This is a genomic window from Chromobacterium amazonense (genome assembly GCF_001855565.1).
In the GTDB taxonomy this organism is placed as follows: domain Bacteria; phylum Pseudomonadota; class Gammaproteobacteria; order Burkholderiales; family Chromobacteriaceae; genus Chromobacterium; species Chromobacterium amazonense.
This window is the reverse complement of the sequence record NZ_MKCR01000004.1, coordinates 100,768-115,102: the sequence shown is the minus strand read 5'-3', so window position 1 is coordinate 115,102 and position 14,335 is coordinate 100,768. Positions and strand designations below refer to the sequence as shown.

13 protein-coding genes are annotated in these 14,335 nt (G+C 65.2%); 12 read left to right on the top strand and 1 reads right to left on the bottom strand.

Going from position 1 to position 14,335, the window contains the following annotated elements; genetic code table 11:
- The first annotated feature begins 94 nt into the window (after window positions 1–94).
- On the top strand, window positions 95–1,522 hold the full coding sequence (gatB, locus tag BI343_RS03660; RefSeq protein ID WP_071108702.1) for an Asp-tRNA(Asn)/Glu-tRNA(Gln) amidotransferase subunit GatB: 1,428 nt from the start codon (window positions 95–97) through the stop codon (window positions 1,520–1,522).
- Here the strand turns inward: gatB and BI343_RS19940 are convergent.
- Complete coding sequence (locus BI343_RS19940; RefSeq protein ID WP_169828974.1) at window positions 1,507–1,662, bottom strand: hypothetical protein; 156 nt, start codon at window positions 1,660–1,662, stop codon at window positions 1,507–1,509. The two genes, gatB and BI343_RS19940, sit on opposite strands and share 16 nt — an antisense overlap.
- A 256-nt stretch (window positions 1,663–1,918) precedes the next feature.
- Here BI343_RS19940 and mraZ point away from each other — a divergent pair, with 256 nt between their 5' ends.
- The 11 genes from mraZ to murC are packed head-to-tail and all read left to right on the top strand — an operon-like array spanning window position 1,919 to window position 14,329.
- Window positions 1,919–2,365: a division/cell wall cluster transcriptional repressor MraZ gene (mraZ, locus tag BI343_RS03655; protein ID WP_043623778.1), complete on the top strand. Its 447-nt coding sequence runs from the start codon at window positions 1,919–1,921 to the stop codon at window positions 2,363–2,365.
- Complete coding sequence (gene rsmH / locus BI343_RS03650; RefSeq protein WP_071108701.1) at window positions 2,362–3,324, top strand: 16S rRNA (cytosine(1402)-N(4))-methyltransferase RsmH; 963 nt, start codon at window positions 2,362–2,364, stop codon at window positions 3,322–3,324. The genes mraZ and rsmH overlap by 4 nt, the downstream gene beginning before the upstream one ends.
- Window positions 3,321–3,593 carry a cell division protein FtsL gene (ftsL, locus tag BI343_RS03645; RefSeq protein WP_043623784.1) on the top strand — a complete coding sequence of 91 codons (273 nt, stop codon included), beginning with the start codon at window positions 3,321–3,323 and terminating at the stop codon, window positions 3,591–3,593. The genes rsmH and ftsL overlap by 4 nt, the downstream gene beginning before the upstream one ends.
- A complete protein-coding gene (locus BI343_RS03640; RefSeq protein WP_043623787.1) occupies window positions 3,593–5,344 on the top strand; it encodes a peptidoglycan D,D-transpeptidase FtsI family protein in 1,752 nt (583 codons plus the stop codon). The genes ftsL and BI343_RS03640 overlap by 1 nt, the downstream gene beginning before the upstream one ends.
- Before the next feature lie 4 nt (window positions 5,345–5,348).
- Window positions 5,349–6,830 (top strand): UDP-N-acetylmuramoyl-L-alanyl-D-glutamate--2,6-diaminopimelate ligase, encoded by a 1,482-nt coding sequence (locus BI343_RS03635; protein ID WP_071108700.1) that lies wholly within the window; start codon window positions 5,349–5,351, stop codon window positions 6,828–6,830.
- On the top strand, window positions 6,827–8,191 hold the full coding sequence (locus BI343_RS03630) for a UDP-N-acetylmuramoyl-tripeptide--D-alanyl-D-alanine ligase (protein WP_071108699.1): 1,365 nt from the start codon (window positions 6,827–6,829) through the stop codon (window positions 8,189–8,191). Before BI343_RS03635 ends, BI343_RS03630 begins: the two co-directional genes overlap by 4 nt.
- A gap of 1 nt (window position 8,192) precedes the next feature.
- On the top strand, window positions 8,193–9,278 hold the full coding sequence (gene mraY, locus BI343_RS03625; RefSeq protein WP_071108698.1) for a phospho-N-acetylmuramoyl-pentapeptide-transferase: 1,086 nt from the start codon (window positions 8,193–8,195) through the stop codon (window positions 9,276–9,278).
- Window positions 9,279–9,288: 10 nt separating this feature from the next.
- On the top strand, window positions 9,289–10,653 hold the full coding sequence (gene murD / locus BI343_RS03620) for a UDP-N-acetylmuramoyl-L-alanine--D-glutamate ligase (RefSeq protein ID WP_071108697.1): 1,365 nt from the start codon (window positions 9,289–9,291) through the stop codon (window positions 10,651–10,653).
- Window positions 10,650–11,807, top strand: a complete 1,158-nt coding sequence (gene ftsW, locus BI343_RS03615; protein WP_071108696.1) for a putative lipid II flippase FtsW — start codon at window positions 10,650–10,652, stop codon at window positions 11,805–11,807. The genes murD and ftsW overlap by 4 nt, the downstream gene beginning before the upstream one ends.
- Window positions 11,808–11,812: 5 nt before the next feature.
- Window positions 11,813–12,922 (top strand): undecaprenyldiphospho-muramoylpentapeptide beta-N-acetylglucosaminyltransferase, encoded by a 1,110-nt coding sequence (gene murG, locus BI343_RS03610; protein WP_043624092.1) that lies wholly within the window; start codon window positions 11,813–11,815, stop codon window positions 12,920–12,922.
- A 12-nt stretch (window positions 12,923–12,934) separates the two neighbouring features.
- Window positions 12,935–14,329: a UDP-N-acetylmuramate--L-alanine ligase gene (gene murC / locus BI343_RS03605; RefSeq protein ID WP_071108695.1), complete on the top strand. Its 1,395-nt coding sequence runs from the start codon at window positions 12,935–12,937 to the stop codon at window positions 14,327–14,329.
- Window positions 14,330–14,335 lie beyond the last annotated feature (6 nt).

The following is a 14,335-nucleotide window of genomic DNA, read 5'->3' as shown; positions in this document are numbered from 1 at the left end:
GAGCAAAGCCGCAAGCTTGATCTATTCGACCTCAGCAGTTTTCCGTGTTTTTCCGTGTGCTTCCGTGGCTAAAAATAGTGATTAGGACTCGACTATGAAATGGGAAGTCGTAATCGGTATCGAGGTGCATGTGCAGCTCAATACCGCCTCCAAGATTTTCTCCGGCGCCAGCACCGCTTTCGGCGCCGAACCGAACACCCAGGCTTCCGCGGTGGAGCTGGCGCTGCCCGGCGTGCTGCCGGTGCTGAACCGCGCCGTGGTGGACAAGGCCATCCGCCTGGGCTTGGCGCTGGACGCCAAGATCAACCAGAAGAACGTGTTCGCCCGCAAGAACTACTTCTACCCGGACCTCCCCAAGGGCTACCAGATCAGCCAGATGGAGCTGCCCATCGTCGAGCACGGCAAGCTGAAAATCCTGGTCGGCGATCAGGAAAAAGTCATCGGCGTGACGCGCGCCCACATGGAAGAAGACGCCGGCAAGAGCTTGCATGAAGACTTCCATGGCCTGTCCGGCATCGACCTCAACCGCGCCGGCACCCCGCTCTTGGAAGTGGTGTCCGAGCCGGACATGCGCTCGGTCGACGAGGCGCTGGCCTACGTCAAGGCGCTGTACACCTTGGTGACGTGGCTGGGCATCTGCGACGGCAATATGCAGGAAGGCAGCTTCCGCATGGACGTCAACGTGTCGGTGCGTCCGGAAGGCCAGAAGGAATTCGGCACCCGTCGCGAGATCAAGAACCTCAACTCCTTCCGCTTCCTGGAGCAGGCCGCCAAGTACGAGATCCAGTGGCAGATCGACACCCTGGAAGACGGCGGCAAAGTTCAGCAGGCCACCGTGCTGTTCGACCCGGATACCGGCGAAACCCGCATGATGCGCAGCAAGGAAGACGCGCATGACTACCGCTACTTCCCGGATCCGGACCTGCTGCCGGTGCGCATCTCCGACGAGCAGATCGCCCGCATCAAGGGCGAGATGCCCGAGCTGCCGGGCGCGATGCAGGCCCGTTTCGTGGAAAGCTACGGCGTGTCGGCCTACGACGCGGCGTTGCTGACTGGGAGCCTAGCGCTGGCGCAGTATTTCGAAGCCGTTGCCAAGGCCTCCGGCCAGGGCAAGTTGGCCGCCAACTGGATCAATGGCGAAATCGCCGCCCGCCTGAACCGCGACGGCAAGGACATCGCCGATTGCCCGATCTCGGTCGAGCGTTTGTCCGGCCTGATCGCGCGCATCGCCGACAACACCTTGTCCAGCAAGCTGGCCAAGCAGGTGTTCGACGCGCTGTGGGACAGCGATCTGAGCGCTGACGCGATCATCGAGCGCGACGGTTTGAAGCAAGTGTCCGACGTCGGCGCCATCGAGAAGATGGTGGAAGAAGCCATCGCCGCCAATCCCAAGGCGGTGGAAGAGTTCCGCGCCGGCAAGGAAAAGGCGCTGAACGCCCTGGCCGGCCAGGTGATGAAGGCGTCCAAGGGCAAGGCCAATCCGGCGCAGGTGCAGGATATTCTGCGTCAAAAGTTGGCTTGAGCTTTGGTTTGAACAGCATGGCGGCTATTTAAGCCGCCATGCTGTTTTTTTAAATGCAAGATGAAAATCCCCGCGCGGATTTTTTTGTTTTTCTTGAAGATGTCGCCGAGCCAAATACTTCCGTCATTGATTGTTTCCATCGTGTTGCATCTCTTGTGATCCGCAATCTTCATGTCCCACTTTTATAGGTGAATTTAAGTCCCTGATTTGTCAAGCATTCCATTTTTATGCTCTCCCGTAAGTCATTGTCTCAAAAGGCGAATTAGGGAATTCCGATGTTGACCGTGGGGCGGTTCTTTCTTATAGTGGCGAAAAGTGGGGTAAAGTGGGTGAAAGTGGGGCAATTGCCCTCCGGAGCGACGGCTCCGTTTTCTCGGTCAGCGGATTCTTCAAATCATGATTGGTGGCGTCAGCATCTTGTCTCTCGATAGCAAGGGGCGTTTGGCTATTCCGGCCAAACACCGTGAGACGCTGCTGTCCGCTTTCGGCCACAAGCTCATCGTTACCCTCGAATCCCAGGACCACCTCCTGCTGTACCCCGAACCCAATTGGCGCCCGGTCGAGGCCCGTCTGTTGGCCCTGCCCACCGGCAATCCCACCCTGAAACGCTATCAAAGACTGGTGCTCGGCCATGCCGAGACGCTGGAAATGGACGCCGCCGGCCGCATTCTGCTGCCGGCCCGCCTGCGCGAACTGACCGCGCTGGACAAAGACGTTGCCCTGGTAGGCATGGGCAACCGCTTCGAACTGTGGAACGCCGAGGAGTGGGACAGCCAAACTGCTGACGCGCTGGCCCTCGATCAGGCCGATTTGGCCCAACACCTTGGAGATTTCACGCTGTGACCACCCCTACCTTCGTGCACCGCACGGTACTGCTGACCGAGGCGGTCGACGCGCTCGCCATCCGCGACGATGGGGTATATGTCGACTGCACCTTCGGCCGCGGAGGCCACAGCCGTCTGATCCTGTCGAAGCTCGGCCCGAACGGCCGCTTGATCGCTTTCGACAAGGACCCGCAAGCCATCGCCGTCGCCGAACAACTGGCGACGGAAGATGCCCGTTTCAACATTGTCCACAACGGTTTCGAGACGTTGTCGGCCGAGCTGGCCCGCCTGGGCGTGAGCCGCGTCGACGGCGTGCTGATGGATCTGGGCGTGTCCTCGCCGCAAATCGACGACGGCAGCCGCGGTTTCAGTTTCCGTTTCGACGCGCCGCTGGACATGCGCATGGACACCACGCGCGGCATGACCGCCGCCGAGTGGTTGGCAACGGCCGATGAGGCCGATATCAGAGAGGTCATCAAGACTTATGGTGAAGAGCGGTTTGCTCGCAAGATCGCAGCAGCCATTGTTGCGCAACGGGACGAAAGCCCCATCACGACGACCCGTGAGCTCGCTGTGCTCGTTGGGCAAAACGTCCGTACTCGCGAACCGGGTCAAGACCCGGCTACGCGCACCTTCCAGGCGATCCGGATCTTTGTGAACCGCGAGCTGGACGAGCTGAAGGCCGTGCTGCCGCAGGCGGCGCGCCTGCTCGGCGAAGGCGGACGGCTGGCGGTCATCAGCTTCCATTCGCTGGAAGACCGCATCGTCAAGCAATACCTGCGCGACGTCAGCAGCGAGGAAAAGCTGCCGCAGTGGGCGATGGTGCGCGCGGCCGATATGGCCAAGCCGCCGATCGCGCTGGTCGGCAAGGCCATCCGCGCCGGCGACGAGGAGGTGCGGGAAAACCCGCGCGCCCGCAGCGCCATCATGCGCGTGGCCGAGCGCACCGCCGCGCCGTGGCGGGAGGGCGACGCATGAACAAGCTCAACGGCGTGCTGCTGGCGATGGCCGTGTTTTCCGCCTGGTCGGTGGTCACGTCCACCCACGTCTCGCGCAAGCTGTACAGCGACTTGCAGAAGGAAACCAAGTCGGCGCAGCAGCTTGAGGTGGAGTTCGGCCAGTTGCAGCTGGAGCAGAGCACCTGGGGCGCGCACGCCGTGATCGAAAAGGCCGCATCCACCCGCCTGGGCATGCACACGCCGGATCCGCGCCAGATCCAGGTGATTTCGTCCGGAGGAGGCGTCTGATGCGCGCCGGGTCCAGCTACAGCATACGCCAGCGTCCGATGTCGGCGAGTCCGGCCTTGCGCATGACGAGCACGCGCGTGCGTTGCGTGCTGCTGGTGCTGGCCCTGCTGTTCCTGGCGCTGATCGGCCGCGCCATGTATCTGCAGGTGGCGCAACAGGACTTTCTGCAGGGCCAGGGCGAGGCGCGCTTTCGCCGCGCGATGACCCTGGAGGCCAATCGCGGCGTGATCACGGACCGCAATGGCGAACCGTTGGCGATCAGCTCGCCGGTGCAGACCATCTGGGCCAGCCCGGCCGACATGGAGCCGGTGCCGCCTGCCAAGCTGCGCGAGCTGGCGGCTTTGCTGGAGTTGTCGCCGGAAGAGCTGGCGGCCAAGCTGTCCGACCGCAAGAAAGAATTCGTCTACATCAAGCGCCAGATCAGTCCGGAGCTGGCCGACAAGGTGATTGCCCTGGGCATCCCCGGCGTTGCCAAGCAGCAGGAATACCGCCGTTTCTATCCTGCCGGCGAAGTGGTGTCGCACATCATCGGCTTCACCGGGGTGGACGGCAAAGGGCAGGAAGGCGTGGAGCTGGCCCGTGAGAAGATGCTGGCCGGCAAGGACGGCCGCCGCGTGGTGCTGAAGGATAGGCGCGGCCACATCATTGAAGACATCGCCGCCATCGAGCCACCGCGCGACGGCCAGAAGCTGGCCTTGGCGGTGGATCACCGCATCCAGTATCTGGCTTACCGCGAGATCAAGGCCGCGGTGGAGGAGAACAAGGCCAAGGCGGGCAGCGTGGTGGTGCTGGATGCCAAGACCGGCGAGCTGCTGGCGTTGGCCAATTACCCGTCGTTCAACCCGAATAACCGCACTGGGGTGACGCCGGAAATGATGCGCAACCGCGGCGTGATCGATCTGTTCGAGCCGGGTTCCACCATGAAGCCATTGTCGATCGCGCTGGCGCTGGAGCATGGCAAAGCCAGGATCAACACGGTGCTGGATACCCATAGCTATATGATTGGCCCGGCTGTCATCCGCGACGTGTCGCCGCAGTCCAGCCTGGACATCCTGGGCATCATTCAGAAATCGTCCAACGTCGGCACCAGCAAGCTGGCGCTGATGAACAGCCCGGAAGAGTTTTGGAAGCACTACGACGCGCTGGGTTTTGGCCGCGCGCCGAATACCGGCTTTCCCGGCGAGGCCGCCGGCCGCCTGCGCGACTGGCACAAGTGGCGGCCGATCGAACAGGCCACCATGTCCTTCGGCTATGGCGTGTCGGTCAGCCTGATTCAGATGGCGCGCGCCTACACCATTTTCGCCAACGACGGCGTGATGTTGCCGATCTCCTTGTACCGGACGGCGGCGCCGATGCCGGGCAAGCGAGTGATCAGCGAGAAAATCGCGCACGAAATGCGCGACTTGTTGATCGCCAACAGCCAGCCCGGCGGCGGCGCCGTCGGCGGCCGCATCATCGGCTACAGCATAGGCGGCAAGAGCGGCACCGCGCGCAAGCTGGAGGGCCGCAGCTATGTGGCCAACAAGCACCGCGCGCTGTTCATGGGATTCGCGCCAGGGCATGCGCCCAAGGTGATCGTGGCGGTGATGATAGACGAGCCGTCAGCAGGCAAATACTACGGCGGCGCTGTCTCGGCGCCGGTGTTCTCCAAGGTGGCGGGCGGCGCGTTGCGGGTATTGAATATCGCGCCGGACGAGCCATCCAACAATACTTTATTGCCGGAATCGACGCCGGTTCCGGTGGACTTCTAAGATCATGAAGAGCCGTTTGACTCCGCTGCCGGATTGGAATCCGGCCTTGTTGCAACAGCTGAGCCTCCCGATCAAACGGGTGGAGGCCGACAGCCGCCGCGTGTTGCCGGGCGATGTCTTTCTCGCCTGCCGCGGCGAGTATACCGACGGCCGCGATTTCATCGCCGCCGCCTTGGAAAAGGGCGCGGCCGCGGTGCTGTGGGACGACGCCGACGGCTTCGCCTGGAAGGCCGAGTGGCAGGTGCCCAACCTGGCCGTGCCGAATCTGCGCGAGCGCGCCGGCATCGTCGCCGCCCACGTGCTGGGCCAGCCCTCGCGCGACCTGACCGTGGTCGGCATCACCGGCACCAACGGCAAGACCTCCATTTCGCACTGGCTGGCGCAGGCGTTTTCGCTGCTGGGCCAGAAGGCCGCGCTGATCGGCACCGTAGGCAACGGCTTCTACGGCCAATTGACCGAAACCACCCACACCACGCCGGACCCGGTGACGGTGCAGCAGAAGCTGGCCGAATACCGCCGCCAGGGCGCGCATGTGGTGACCATGGAAGTGTCCAGCCATGGCCTGGACCAGTGCCGCGTCAACGGCGTCGAGTTCGCCACCGCGGTGTTCACCAATCTGACGCGCGATCATCTGGACTACCACGGTTCGATGGAGGCTTACGGCGCCTCCAAGAAAAAGCTGTTCTTCTGGGAGGGTCTGAAGCACGCGGTAATCAACGCCGACGACGCTTTCGGCCGCGAGCTTGCCGCCGCGATCGATCCGGAAACAACCCAAGTGGTGACTTACGGCCTGGAGCAGGGCGATGTGCGTCCGCTGGCGCTGGCCGCCACGCTGGAAGGCCTGCAGCTGACCGTCGCCACGCCGTGGGGCGTGGTGGACGTGCGCACCGGCCTGGTGGGCCGTTTCAACGCCGCCAATCTGCTGGCCTGTCTGGCCACGCTGTGCGTCAACGGCGTCAGCCTGCAGGATGCCGCCGCCGTGATGGCGCGCATCCAGCCGGCGCGCGGCCGCATGCAGAGCATAGGCGGCACGCATGAGCCGCTGGTGGTGATCGATTACGCGCACACGCCGGACGCGCTTGAGAAGGCGCTGACCACGCTGTCGGAGATCCGCCCGGCCGGCGGCCGCTTGTTCTGCGTGTTCGGCTGCGGCGGCGACCGCGACCCGGGCAAGCGCCCGATGATGGGCGCCATCGCCGAGCAATACGCCGATGTCGCCGTGGTCACCAGCGACAACCCGCGCAGCGAGGATCCGCAGGCCATCATCCGCGATGTGCTGGCAGGCATGGCGGCAGGCAAGGCCCATATCGAAGCCGACCGCGAGGCAGCCATCCATTGGGCCGTGGCGCAGGCCCAGGTCGGCGACGTGGTGCTGGTGGCCGGCAAGGGCCATGAGGAATACCAGGACATCGCCGGCGTCAAGCGGCCGTTCTCCGACTTCCGCGTCGCGGAAGAGGCGTTGACCGCCTGGGGAGCCCAAGCATGATGACGCTGAGCCAAGCCGCCCGTTTCGCCCAAGGCCGCCTTGTCGGCGCCGATGGCGAAGTGCGCCGCGTGATCACCGACAGCCGCCAGGCGCAGCCGGGCGATCTGTTCGTCGCGCTGAAGGGCGAGCGCTTCGACGCGCATGATTTCGTCGCCGAGGTGACGGCCAAGGGCGCCGCCGCGCTGGTGCGCGACGGCTTCGAGCTGCCGGGCGCCAGCCTGATCCTGGCCGGAGACGACACCCGCCTGGCGCTGGGCCGCCTGGCAGCCGGCTGGCGCGAGACGCAGCCGGCCGTGCGCATCGGTGTCACCGGCTCCAACGGCAAGACCACGGTCAAGGAAATGCTGGCCGGCATTCTGCGCGCCCATGCCGGCGACGACGCCGTGCTGGCCACCGCCGGCAATTTCAATAACGACATCGGCCTGCCGCTGACCTTGCTGCAGCTGAAGCCGCAGCATCGCTACGCGGTGATCGAGATGGGCATGAACCATCACGGCGAGCTGCGCTACCTGACCGGGTTGACCCGGCCGCGGGTGGCGCTGGTCAACAACGCCATGCGCGCGCACTTCGGCCATTTCGGCTCCACCGAAGAAGTGGCCCGCGCCAAGGCGGAAATTTTTGAAGGGCTGGCCGACGACGGCGTGGCCGTGGTCAACGCCGACGACGCCAATCTGGCGCTGTTCCGCCGCGCAGCCGATGGCCATCGTCAGCTGAGTTTCGGCCTGACGGCCGGGGCCGACGTGACGGCGCGCGATGCGCAGTGCTCCGCGCTGGAGAGCCGATTCACATTGGTTTCGCCCGCGGGCGAGACCCAGATCGCGCTGCCGGCGCCGGGCGAGCACAACGTGCGCAACGCCCTGGCCGCGGCGGCCGTGGCCTTGGCGCTGGAGGTGCCGCTGGCAGCCATCGCCCGCGGCCTGGCCGCGTTCGGCGGCGCCAAGGGCCGGCTGCAGATCAAGCGCAGCCCGCGCGGCCTGACCGTGATCGACGACAGCTACAACGCCAATCCGGACTCGATGAAGGCCGGCATCGACGTGCTGGCCGGCTTGCCTGGTCCGCGCTGCTTCGTGATGGGCGATATCGGCGAACTGGGCGAGGCCGCTCCCGAGCTGCACGCCGAGGTCGGCGCCCACGCCCGCGCGCGCGGCATCGAGCAACTGTTCGCGCTGGGCGAGATGTCTCGCCGCGCCGTGGCCGCGTTTGGCGGCGCGGGGCGAGGATTTGATTCGATTGACGAGTTGTTGGAGTGCCTGGATAGCCAGCTGGCGTCGGGTACCGCCGTTCTGGTCAAAGGTTCGCGCTTCATGCGCATGGAACGGGTGGTGGAACACCTGATGCAAGCAAAGAAAGAAGGAGTATAAGGTGCTGCTTTGGCTGGCTGATCTGTTGGGCTCGCATATCCGGGCCTTCAATGTCTTCAACTACATCACGCTGCGCGCGGTGATGGCGGCGCTGACTTCGTTGACGATTTCCCTGCTGATGGGGCCGTGGGTGATCCGCAAACTGACCGAGCTGAAAGTCGGCCAGGCGGTGCGCAACGACGGCCCGCAGTCGCACCTGGTCAAGGCCGGCACGCCGACCATGGGCGGGTCGCTGATCCTGCTGTCCATCACCCTGACCACGCTGCTGTGGTCGGACCTGTCCAACAAATACGTGTGGCTGCTGCTGGCGGTGATGCTGGGCACCGGCGCGCTGGGCTTTTACGACGATTGGCGCAAGGTGGTGTACAAGGACCCGAAAGGCGTGTCCGCCAAGTTCAAGATGGCGTGGCAGTCCGCCATCGCCATCGGCGCCGGCGTGTTCCTGATCGCCACCGCCAAGCTGCCGGCGTCCACCGAGTTCATCGTGCCCTTCGTCAAGACCATCTCCTATCCGCTGGGCGCGGTGGGTTTCTGCGTGCTGACCTATCTGGTGATTGTCGGCACCTCCAACGCGGTGAACCTGACCGACGGCCTGGACGGCCTGGCGGCGCTGCCTACCGTGCTGGTGGCGGCCGGCTTGTCGATTTTCGCCTATGTCGCCGGCCACGCGGTGTTCTCCAAGTATCTGGGCGTGCCCTTCATTCCCGGCGCGCATGAGGTCGTGGTGTTCTGCGCGGCGATGTGCGGCGCCTGTCTCGGCTTCTTGTGGTTCAACGCCTACCCGGCCCAGGTGTTCATGGGTGATGTCGGCGCGCTGGCGCTGGGCGCCGCCTTGGGCACCGTGGCCGTGATCGTGCGGCAGGAAGTGGTGCTGTTCATCATGGGCGGCCTGTTCGTGATGGAGGCGCTGTCGGTGATGATACAGGTCGGCTCGTTCAAGCTGACCGGCAAGCGCGTGTTCCGCATGGCGCCGCTGCACCACCACTACGAATTGAAGGGCTGGAAGGAAACGCAGGTGGTGGTGCGCTTCTGGATCATCACCATGATGCTGGTGCTGATCGGCCTGTCGACGCTGAAGCTGCGCTGAGGATATGGGAATGGATTACGCCAATCGACAAGCGACGGTAGTGGGACTGGGAGGCTCGGGCCTGGCGGCCGCGCGCTACCTGGCTGCCCACGGCGCGCGCGTGCGCGTGGCGGACGCTAAGCCGTCCGCCGAGCGGCTGGCCGAGCTGGAGCGCCATCTGCCCGGCACCGAGGTGATCAGCGGCGTATTCGACGAGCGCACTTTCGCTGGCGCCGACCTGCTGGTGGTCAGCCCCGGCGTGCCGCTGGCCAATCCGGCCATCGCCGCCTTCCGCCTCGACGGCGGCGAGGTGGTGGGCGATATCGAGATCCTGGCGCGCGCGATCCAGGGCGACGGCAGCAGGGTGATCGCCATCACCGGCTCCAACGGCAAGACCACGGTCACCAGCCTGGTGGGCCATCTGTGCCAGACGGCAGGTCTCGACACCGTCGTCGCCGGCAATATCGGCCTGGCGGTGCTGGAGGCGCAACTGGAGCGGGAGCGGAGCGGCAAACGTCCGGATGTGTGGGTGCTGGAACTGTCCAGCTTCCAGCTTGAATCGACCCGGAGCCTGCAAGCCGACGCCGCCACCGTGCTGAACATTTCCGAGGACCACCTCGACCGCTACCACGATTTGCTGGACTACGCCCATGCCAAGACCCAGGTGTTCCACGGCCAGGGTTTGCAGGTGCTGAACCGCGACGACGCGCTGGTGCGCGCCATGGCGCGCCCGGGCCGCCCGGTGAAGTGGTTTTCGCGCGCGGGCGACGCCGATTACGCCCTGCTGCATGAAGGCGGCCGCCATTGGCTCAGCGTTGCCGGCGAAAAAGTATTCGACTGCGCCGACATGCAGCTGCAAGGCCTGCACAATGCCGCCAACGCGCTGGCCGCGCTGGCGCTGTGCCAGGGCATAGGCCTGCCGCTAGACAAACTGCTGGACGGGCTGAAAACCTTCCGCGGGCTGGCCCATCGCGTCGAGCTGGTAGACGAATTCGGCGGCGTCGCGTTTATCGATGATTCCAAGGGGACGAATGTCGGCGCCACCGAGGCGGCGCTGTCCGGCATGACGCGGCCGGTGGTGCTGATCGCCGGCGGCGACGGCAAGGGCCAGGACTTCGCGCCGCTGAAGCCGGCCTGCCAGCGCATCGCGCGCGCCGTGCTGCTGATCGGCCGCGACGCCGGCAAGATCGAGGCCGCGCTGGCCGGCAGCGGCATCGCGCTGGAGCGCTTCGATACGCTGGAGGCGGCGACGCGCCGCGCGGCGGACCTGGCGCAGCCGGGCGATGCGGTGCTGCTGTCGCCGGCTTGCGCCAGCCTGGACATGTTCAAGAACTACGCGCACCGCGCCCAGGTGTTCATCGACACCGTGGCGGCGCTGAAGGCGGAACGGCCATGATCCGCAACCCGGCGCGCCGCTACACGGCGATCACCCCGCTGGACGAGGCTTTGGCCTGGGCGCTGGCGCTGTTGTTGTCGATCAGCCTGGTGATGGTGTATTCGGCGTCCATCGCCTACGCGGAGGCCGATGCGGCGACGCAGAACCGGCACTTCTACCTGATCCGCCACATCGTGTTCATGGTGATCGGGCTGTCTGTTGCCTACGCCGCGTTCCAGGTGCCGACCGCGTTTTGGCAGAAGTATTCGGGAAAGATTTTCCTGATCGGCCTGGTGATGCTGGTGCTGGTGCTGATCCCCGGCATCGGCAAGGTGGTCAATGGGTCGCGGCGCTGGATCAATCTGTTTGTGCTGAACCTGCAGCCGTCGGAGGTGATGAAGTTCGCCACCGTGTTGTACGCGGCCGATTACACGGTGCGCAAGACGCACCTGATGCACAGCCTGAAGGAGGGTTTCGCGCCGATGTTCGCCGCCATGGTGGTGGTGGCCTTCCTGCTGCTGCGCGAGCCGGACTTCGGCGCCTTGATGGTGGTGATGTCCATCGCCATGGGCCTGTTATTCCTTGGCGGCATCAATATGCGCATCTTCAGCGGGCTGGCGGCCATGGCCATCGTGGCCATCGTGCTGCTGATCGTGTCGTCGCCGTACCGCTTGAAGCGGGTGCTGGGCTTCATGGACCCGTGGGATGACCCGTATGGCAAGGGTTATCAGCTGTCTCACTCGCTGATCGCCATCGGCCGCGGCGAATGGTTCGGCGTTGGCCTGGGCGGCAGCATCGAGAAGCTGTTCTACCTGCCGGAGGCGCATACCGACTTCATCCTGGCGGTGATCGCCGAGGAGTTCGGCTTCGCCGGCATCTGCGTCCTGATCGGCCTGTATGCCTGGATCGTGCGCCGCGCTTTTCACATCGGCGTGGAGTCGAAAAAGCTGGAGCGCTACTACCAGGCGCTGGTGGCGCAGGGCATGGGCATCTGGCTGGGCATCCAGGTGTTTTTCAATATCGGCGTGAACATGGGTTTGCTGCCGACCAAGGGTTTGACGCTGCCGCTGATGTCATTCGGCGGTTCGGCGATGTTGATGAATTTGATCGCGATGGCGGTGCTGTTGCGGGTTGACTATGAGAACCGGCGCATCATGCGCGGGTACAAGGTTTGACGAAGATGGCGAATCGAACGGTCATGGTGATGGCGGCAGGCACGGGTGGACACATCGTCCCCGGCATCGCCGTGGCCAAGGAACTGCAACAGCGCGGCTGGAAAGTGGTATGGCTGGGCACGCGCCGCGGCATGGAAAACAAGCTGGTGCCGCCCACCGGCATCCCGCTGGAGCGGCTGAATTTCCATGGCGTTCGCGGCAAAGGTTTATTGGGCTCGCTGAAAGGCGCCTTGCAGCTGGTGGGCGCGTTTTTCAAAAGCGGCGCGCTGATCTTCCGGCACCGCCCGGACGTGGTGCTGGGCATGGGCGGTTATGTCTGCCTGCCCGGCGGCGTGATGACCGGTCTGCTGTGGAAGCCGCTGGTGCTGGTCAATGCCGACGCCAGCCTGCTGCTCAGCAATCGGGCCCTGCTGCCGTTTGCCAAGAAGCTGGTGTGCGGCTTCGACGGCAGCGCGGCGCGCGACGCCAAGGCGCTGGTCACCGGCAATCCGGTGCGGCGCGAGATCGAGGCCATCGCTTCGCCGGCCGAGCGCTTCGCCGGCCGCGGCGGCCCTTTGAAGGTGCTGGTGGTGGGCGGCAGCCTGGGCGCCCGGATTTTGAATGAAACCTTGCCGCAGGCGATGGCCATGCTGCCGGCGGAGCGGCGGCCGCAGCTGACGCATCAAACCGGCGAGGCCAATTTCGCCGCCGTCGAAGCCGCCTATCAGGACGCAGGCCTACGGGATCAGGTAGAGCTGCTGCCTTTCGTCGACGACATGCCGGGGCGCCTGGCCGAGTGCGATCTGGTGATCTGCCGCGCCGGCGCCATCACGGTCAGCGAGCTGTGCGCCGCCGGCGTGCCCAGCGTGCTGGTGCCGCTGGTGGTGTCCACCACCAGCCATCAGCGCGACAACGCCGAGTGGATGGCCCAAGCGGGCGCGGCCTGGCATTTGCCGCAAACAGAATTGAATGCCGACAAGCTTGCCAGCCTGTTGGCGCAGCTGGACAGAGACCAATTGCTGGACAAGGCCGAGCGCGCGCGCGCGCTGGCCCGTTCCGGCGCGGCCGGCCGGGTGGCCGCGCTGTGCCAGCAGTTGGCCGGGGATAGACCGGACGCCGCAGAAGCGTCCCAGTAGAGACATACAGACATGAAACACAGGGTCAAACATATACATTTCGTGGGCATAGGCGGCGTCGGCATGTGCGGCATCGCCGAGGTGCTGCACGGCCTCGGCTATACCGTGTCCGGCTCGGACATGGCCGACGGCGCCGCCACTAAGCGGCTGGCGGCGGAGGGCGTGCGCGTATTCTTCGGCCACGACGCCACTTATATCCAAGGCGCCGACGTGGTGGTGACCTCCACCGCGGTGAAGGCGGACAACCCGGAGGTGCTGGCGGCGCGCGACAAGCGCATCCCGGTGATCCCGCGCGCGATGATGCTGGCCGAGCTGATGCGCTTCAAGCAGGGCATCGCCATCGCCGGCACCCACGGCAAGACCACCACCACCAGCCTGACGGCGTCGGTGCTGGGCGCCGCGGGCCTGGACCCGACCTTCGTCATCGGCGGCAAGCTGACCGCAGCCGGCACCAATGCCAAGCTCGGTTCCGGCGAGTTCCTGGTGGCGGAAGCCGACGAATCGGACGCGTCCTTCCTGCACCTGACCCCGGTGATGGCGGTGGTGACCAATATCGACGCCGACCACATGGACACTTACGACCACAGCTTCGACAAGCTGAAGCAGGCCTTCGTCGATTTCCTGCAGCGCATGCCGTTCTACGGCCGCGCCGTGTTGTGCGTCGATGATCCCAATGTGCGCGAAATCAAGGACCGCATCACCAAGCCGGTGACCACCTACGGGCTGGACGATTCGGCCGACATCTATGCCGAGAACGTGCGCGCGGCCGCCGGCCAGATGCATTTCGACGTGGTGGTGAAGAACGGCGCCATCACCCGCTTCCCTGTGGTATTGAATTTCCCGGGCCGCCACAACGTGTTGAACGCGTTGTCGGCGATCGCCATCGGCCTGGAGTGCGGCGCCAGCATCGAGGCCATTCAACAGGGGCTGGCCGAGTTCGCCGGCGTGGGCCGCCGTTTCCAGCGCTATGGCGAGGTGAAAGCCAAGGATGGCGGCAGCTTCACGCTGATCGACGACTACGGCCACCACCCGGTGGAGATGGCCGCCACGCTGGCGGCGGTGCGCGGCGCCTTCCCGGACCGCCGGCTGCTGCTGGCCTTTCAGCCGCATCGTTACACCCGCACCCGCGATTTGTTCGAAGACTTCGTGAAAGTGCTGTCCGGCGTCGACGCGCTGCTGCTGTCCGAGGTGTACGCCGCCGGCGAAACGCCCATCGTGGCGGCCGACGGCCGCGCCCTGTCCCGCGCGGTGCGCGTGGGCGGCAAAGTGGAGCCGCTGTTCGTCGAAGCCATCGCCGACATGCCGCAGGCCATTCTGGATGCGGCGCAGGACGGCGACGTGGTGGTGACGATGGGCGCCGGCTCGATCGGCGCGGTGCCGGCCAAAGTGGTGGCGCAGGCCGTTTGAATGGAT

What these genes read in the sequence shown, in the direction of transcription:
- gatB (WP_071108702.1), top strand. Translation starts at nt 95, where the DNA reads ATGAAATGGGAAGTCGTAATCGGTATCGAGGTGCATGTGCAGCTCAAT.
- BI343_RS19940 (WP_169828974.1), bottom strand. Translation starts at nt 1,662, where the DNA reads ATGGAAACAATCAATGACGGAAGTATTTGGCTCGGCGACATCTTCAAG.
- mraZ (WP_043623778.1), top strand. Translation starts at nt 1,919, where the DNA reads ATGATTGGTGGCGTCAGCATCTTGTCTCTCGATAGCAAGGGGCGTTTG.
- ftsL (WP_043623784.1), top strand. Translation starts at nt 3,321, where the DNA reads ATGAACAAGCTCAACGGCGTGCTGCTGGCGATGGCCGTGTTTTCCGCC.
- BI343_RS03640 (WP_043623787.1), top strand. Translation starts at nt 3,593, where the DNA reads ATGCGCGCCGGGTCCAGCTACAGCATACGCCAGCGTCCGATGTCGGCG.
- BI343_RS03635 (WP_071108700.1), top strand. Translation starts at nt 5,349, where the DNA reads ATGAAGAGCCGTTTGACTCCGCTGCCGGATTGGAATCCGGCCTTGTTG.
- BI343_RS03630 (WP_071108699.1), top strand. Translation starts at nt 6,827, where the DNA reads ATGATGACGCTGAGCCAAGCCGCCCGTTTCGCCCAAGGCCGCCTTGTC.
- murD (WP_071108697.1), top strand. Translation starts at nt 9,289, where the DNA reads ATGGATTACGCCAATCGACAAGCGACGGTAGTGGGACTGGGAGGCTCG.
- ftsW (WP_071108696.1), top strand. Translation starts at nt 10,650, where the DNA reads ATGATCCGCAACCCGGCGCGCCGCTACACGGCGATCACCCCGCTGGAC.
- murG (WP_043624092.1), top strand. Translation starts at nt 11,813, where the DNA reads ATGGCGAATCGAACGGTCATGGTGATGGCGGCAGGCACGGGTGGACAC.
- murC (WP_071108695.1), top strand. Translation starts at nt 12,935, where the DNA reads ATGAAACACAGGGTCAAACATATACATTTCGTGGGCATAGGCGGCGTC.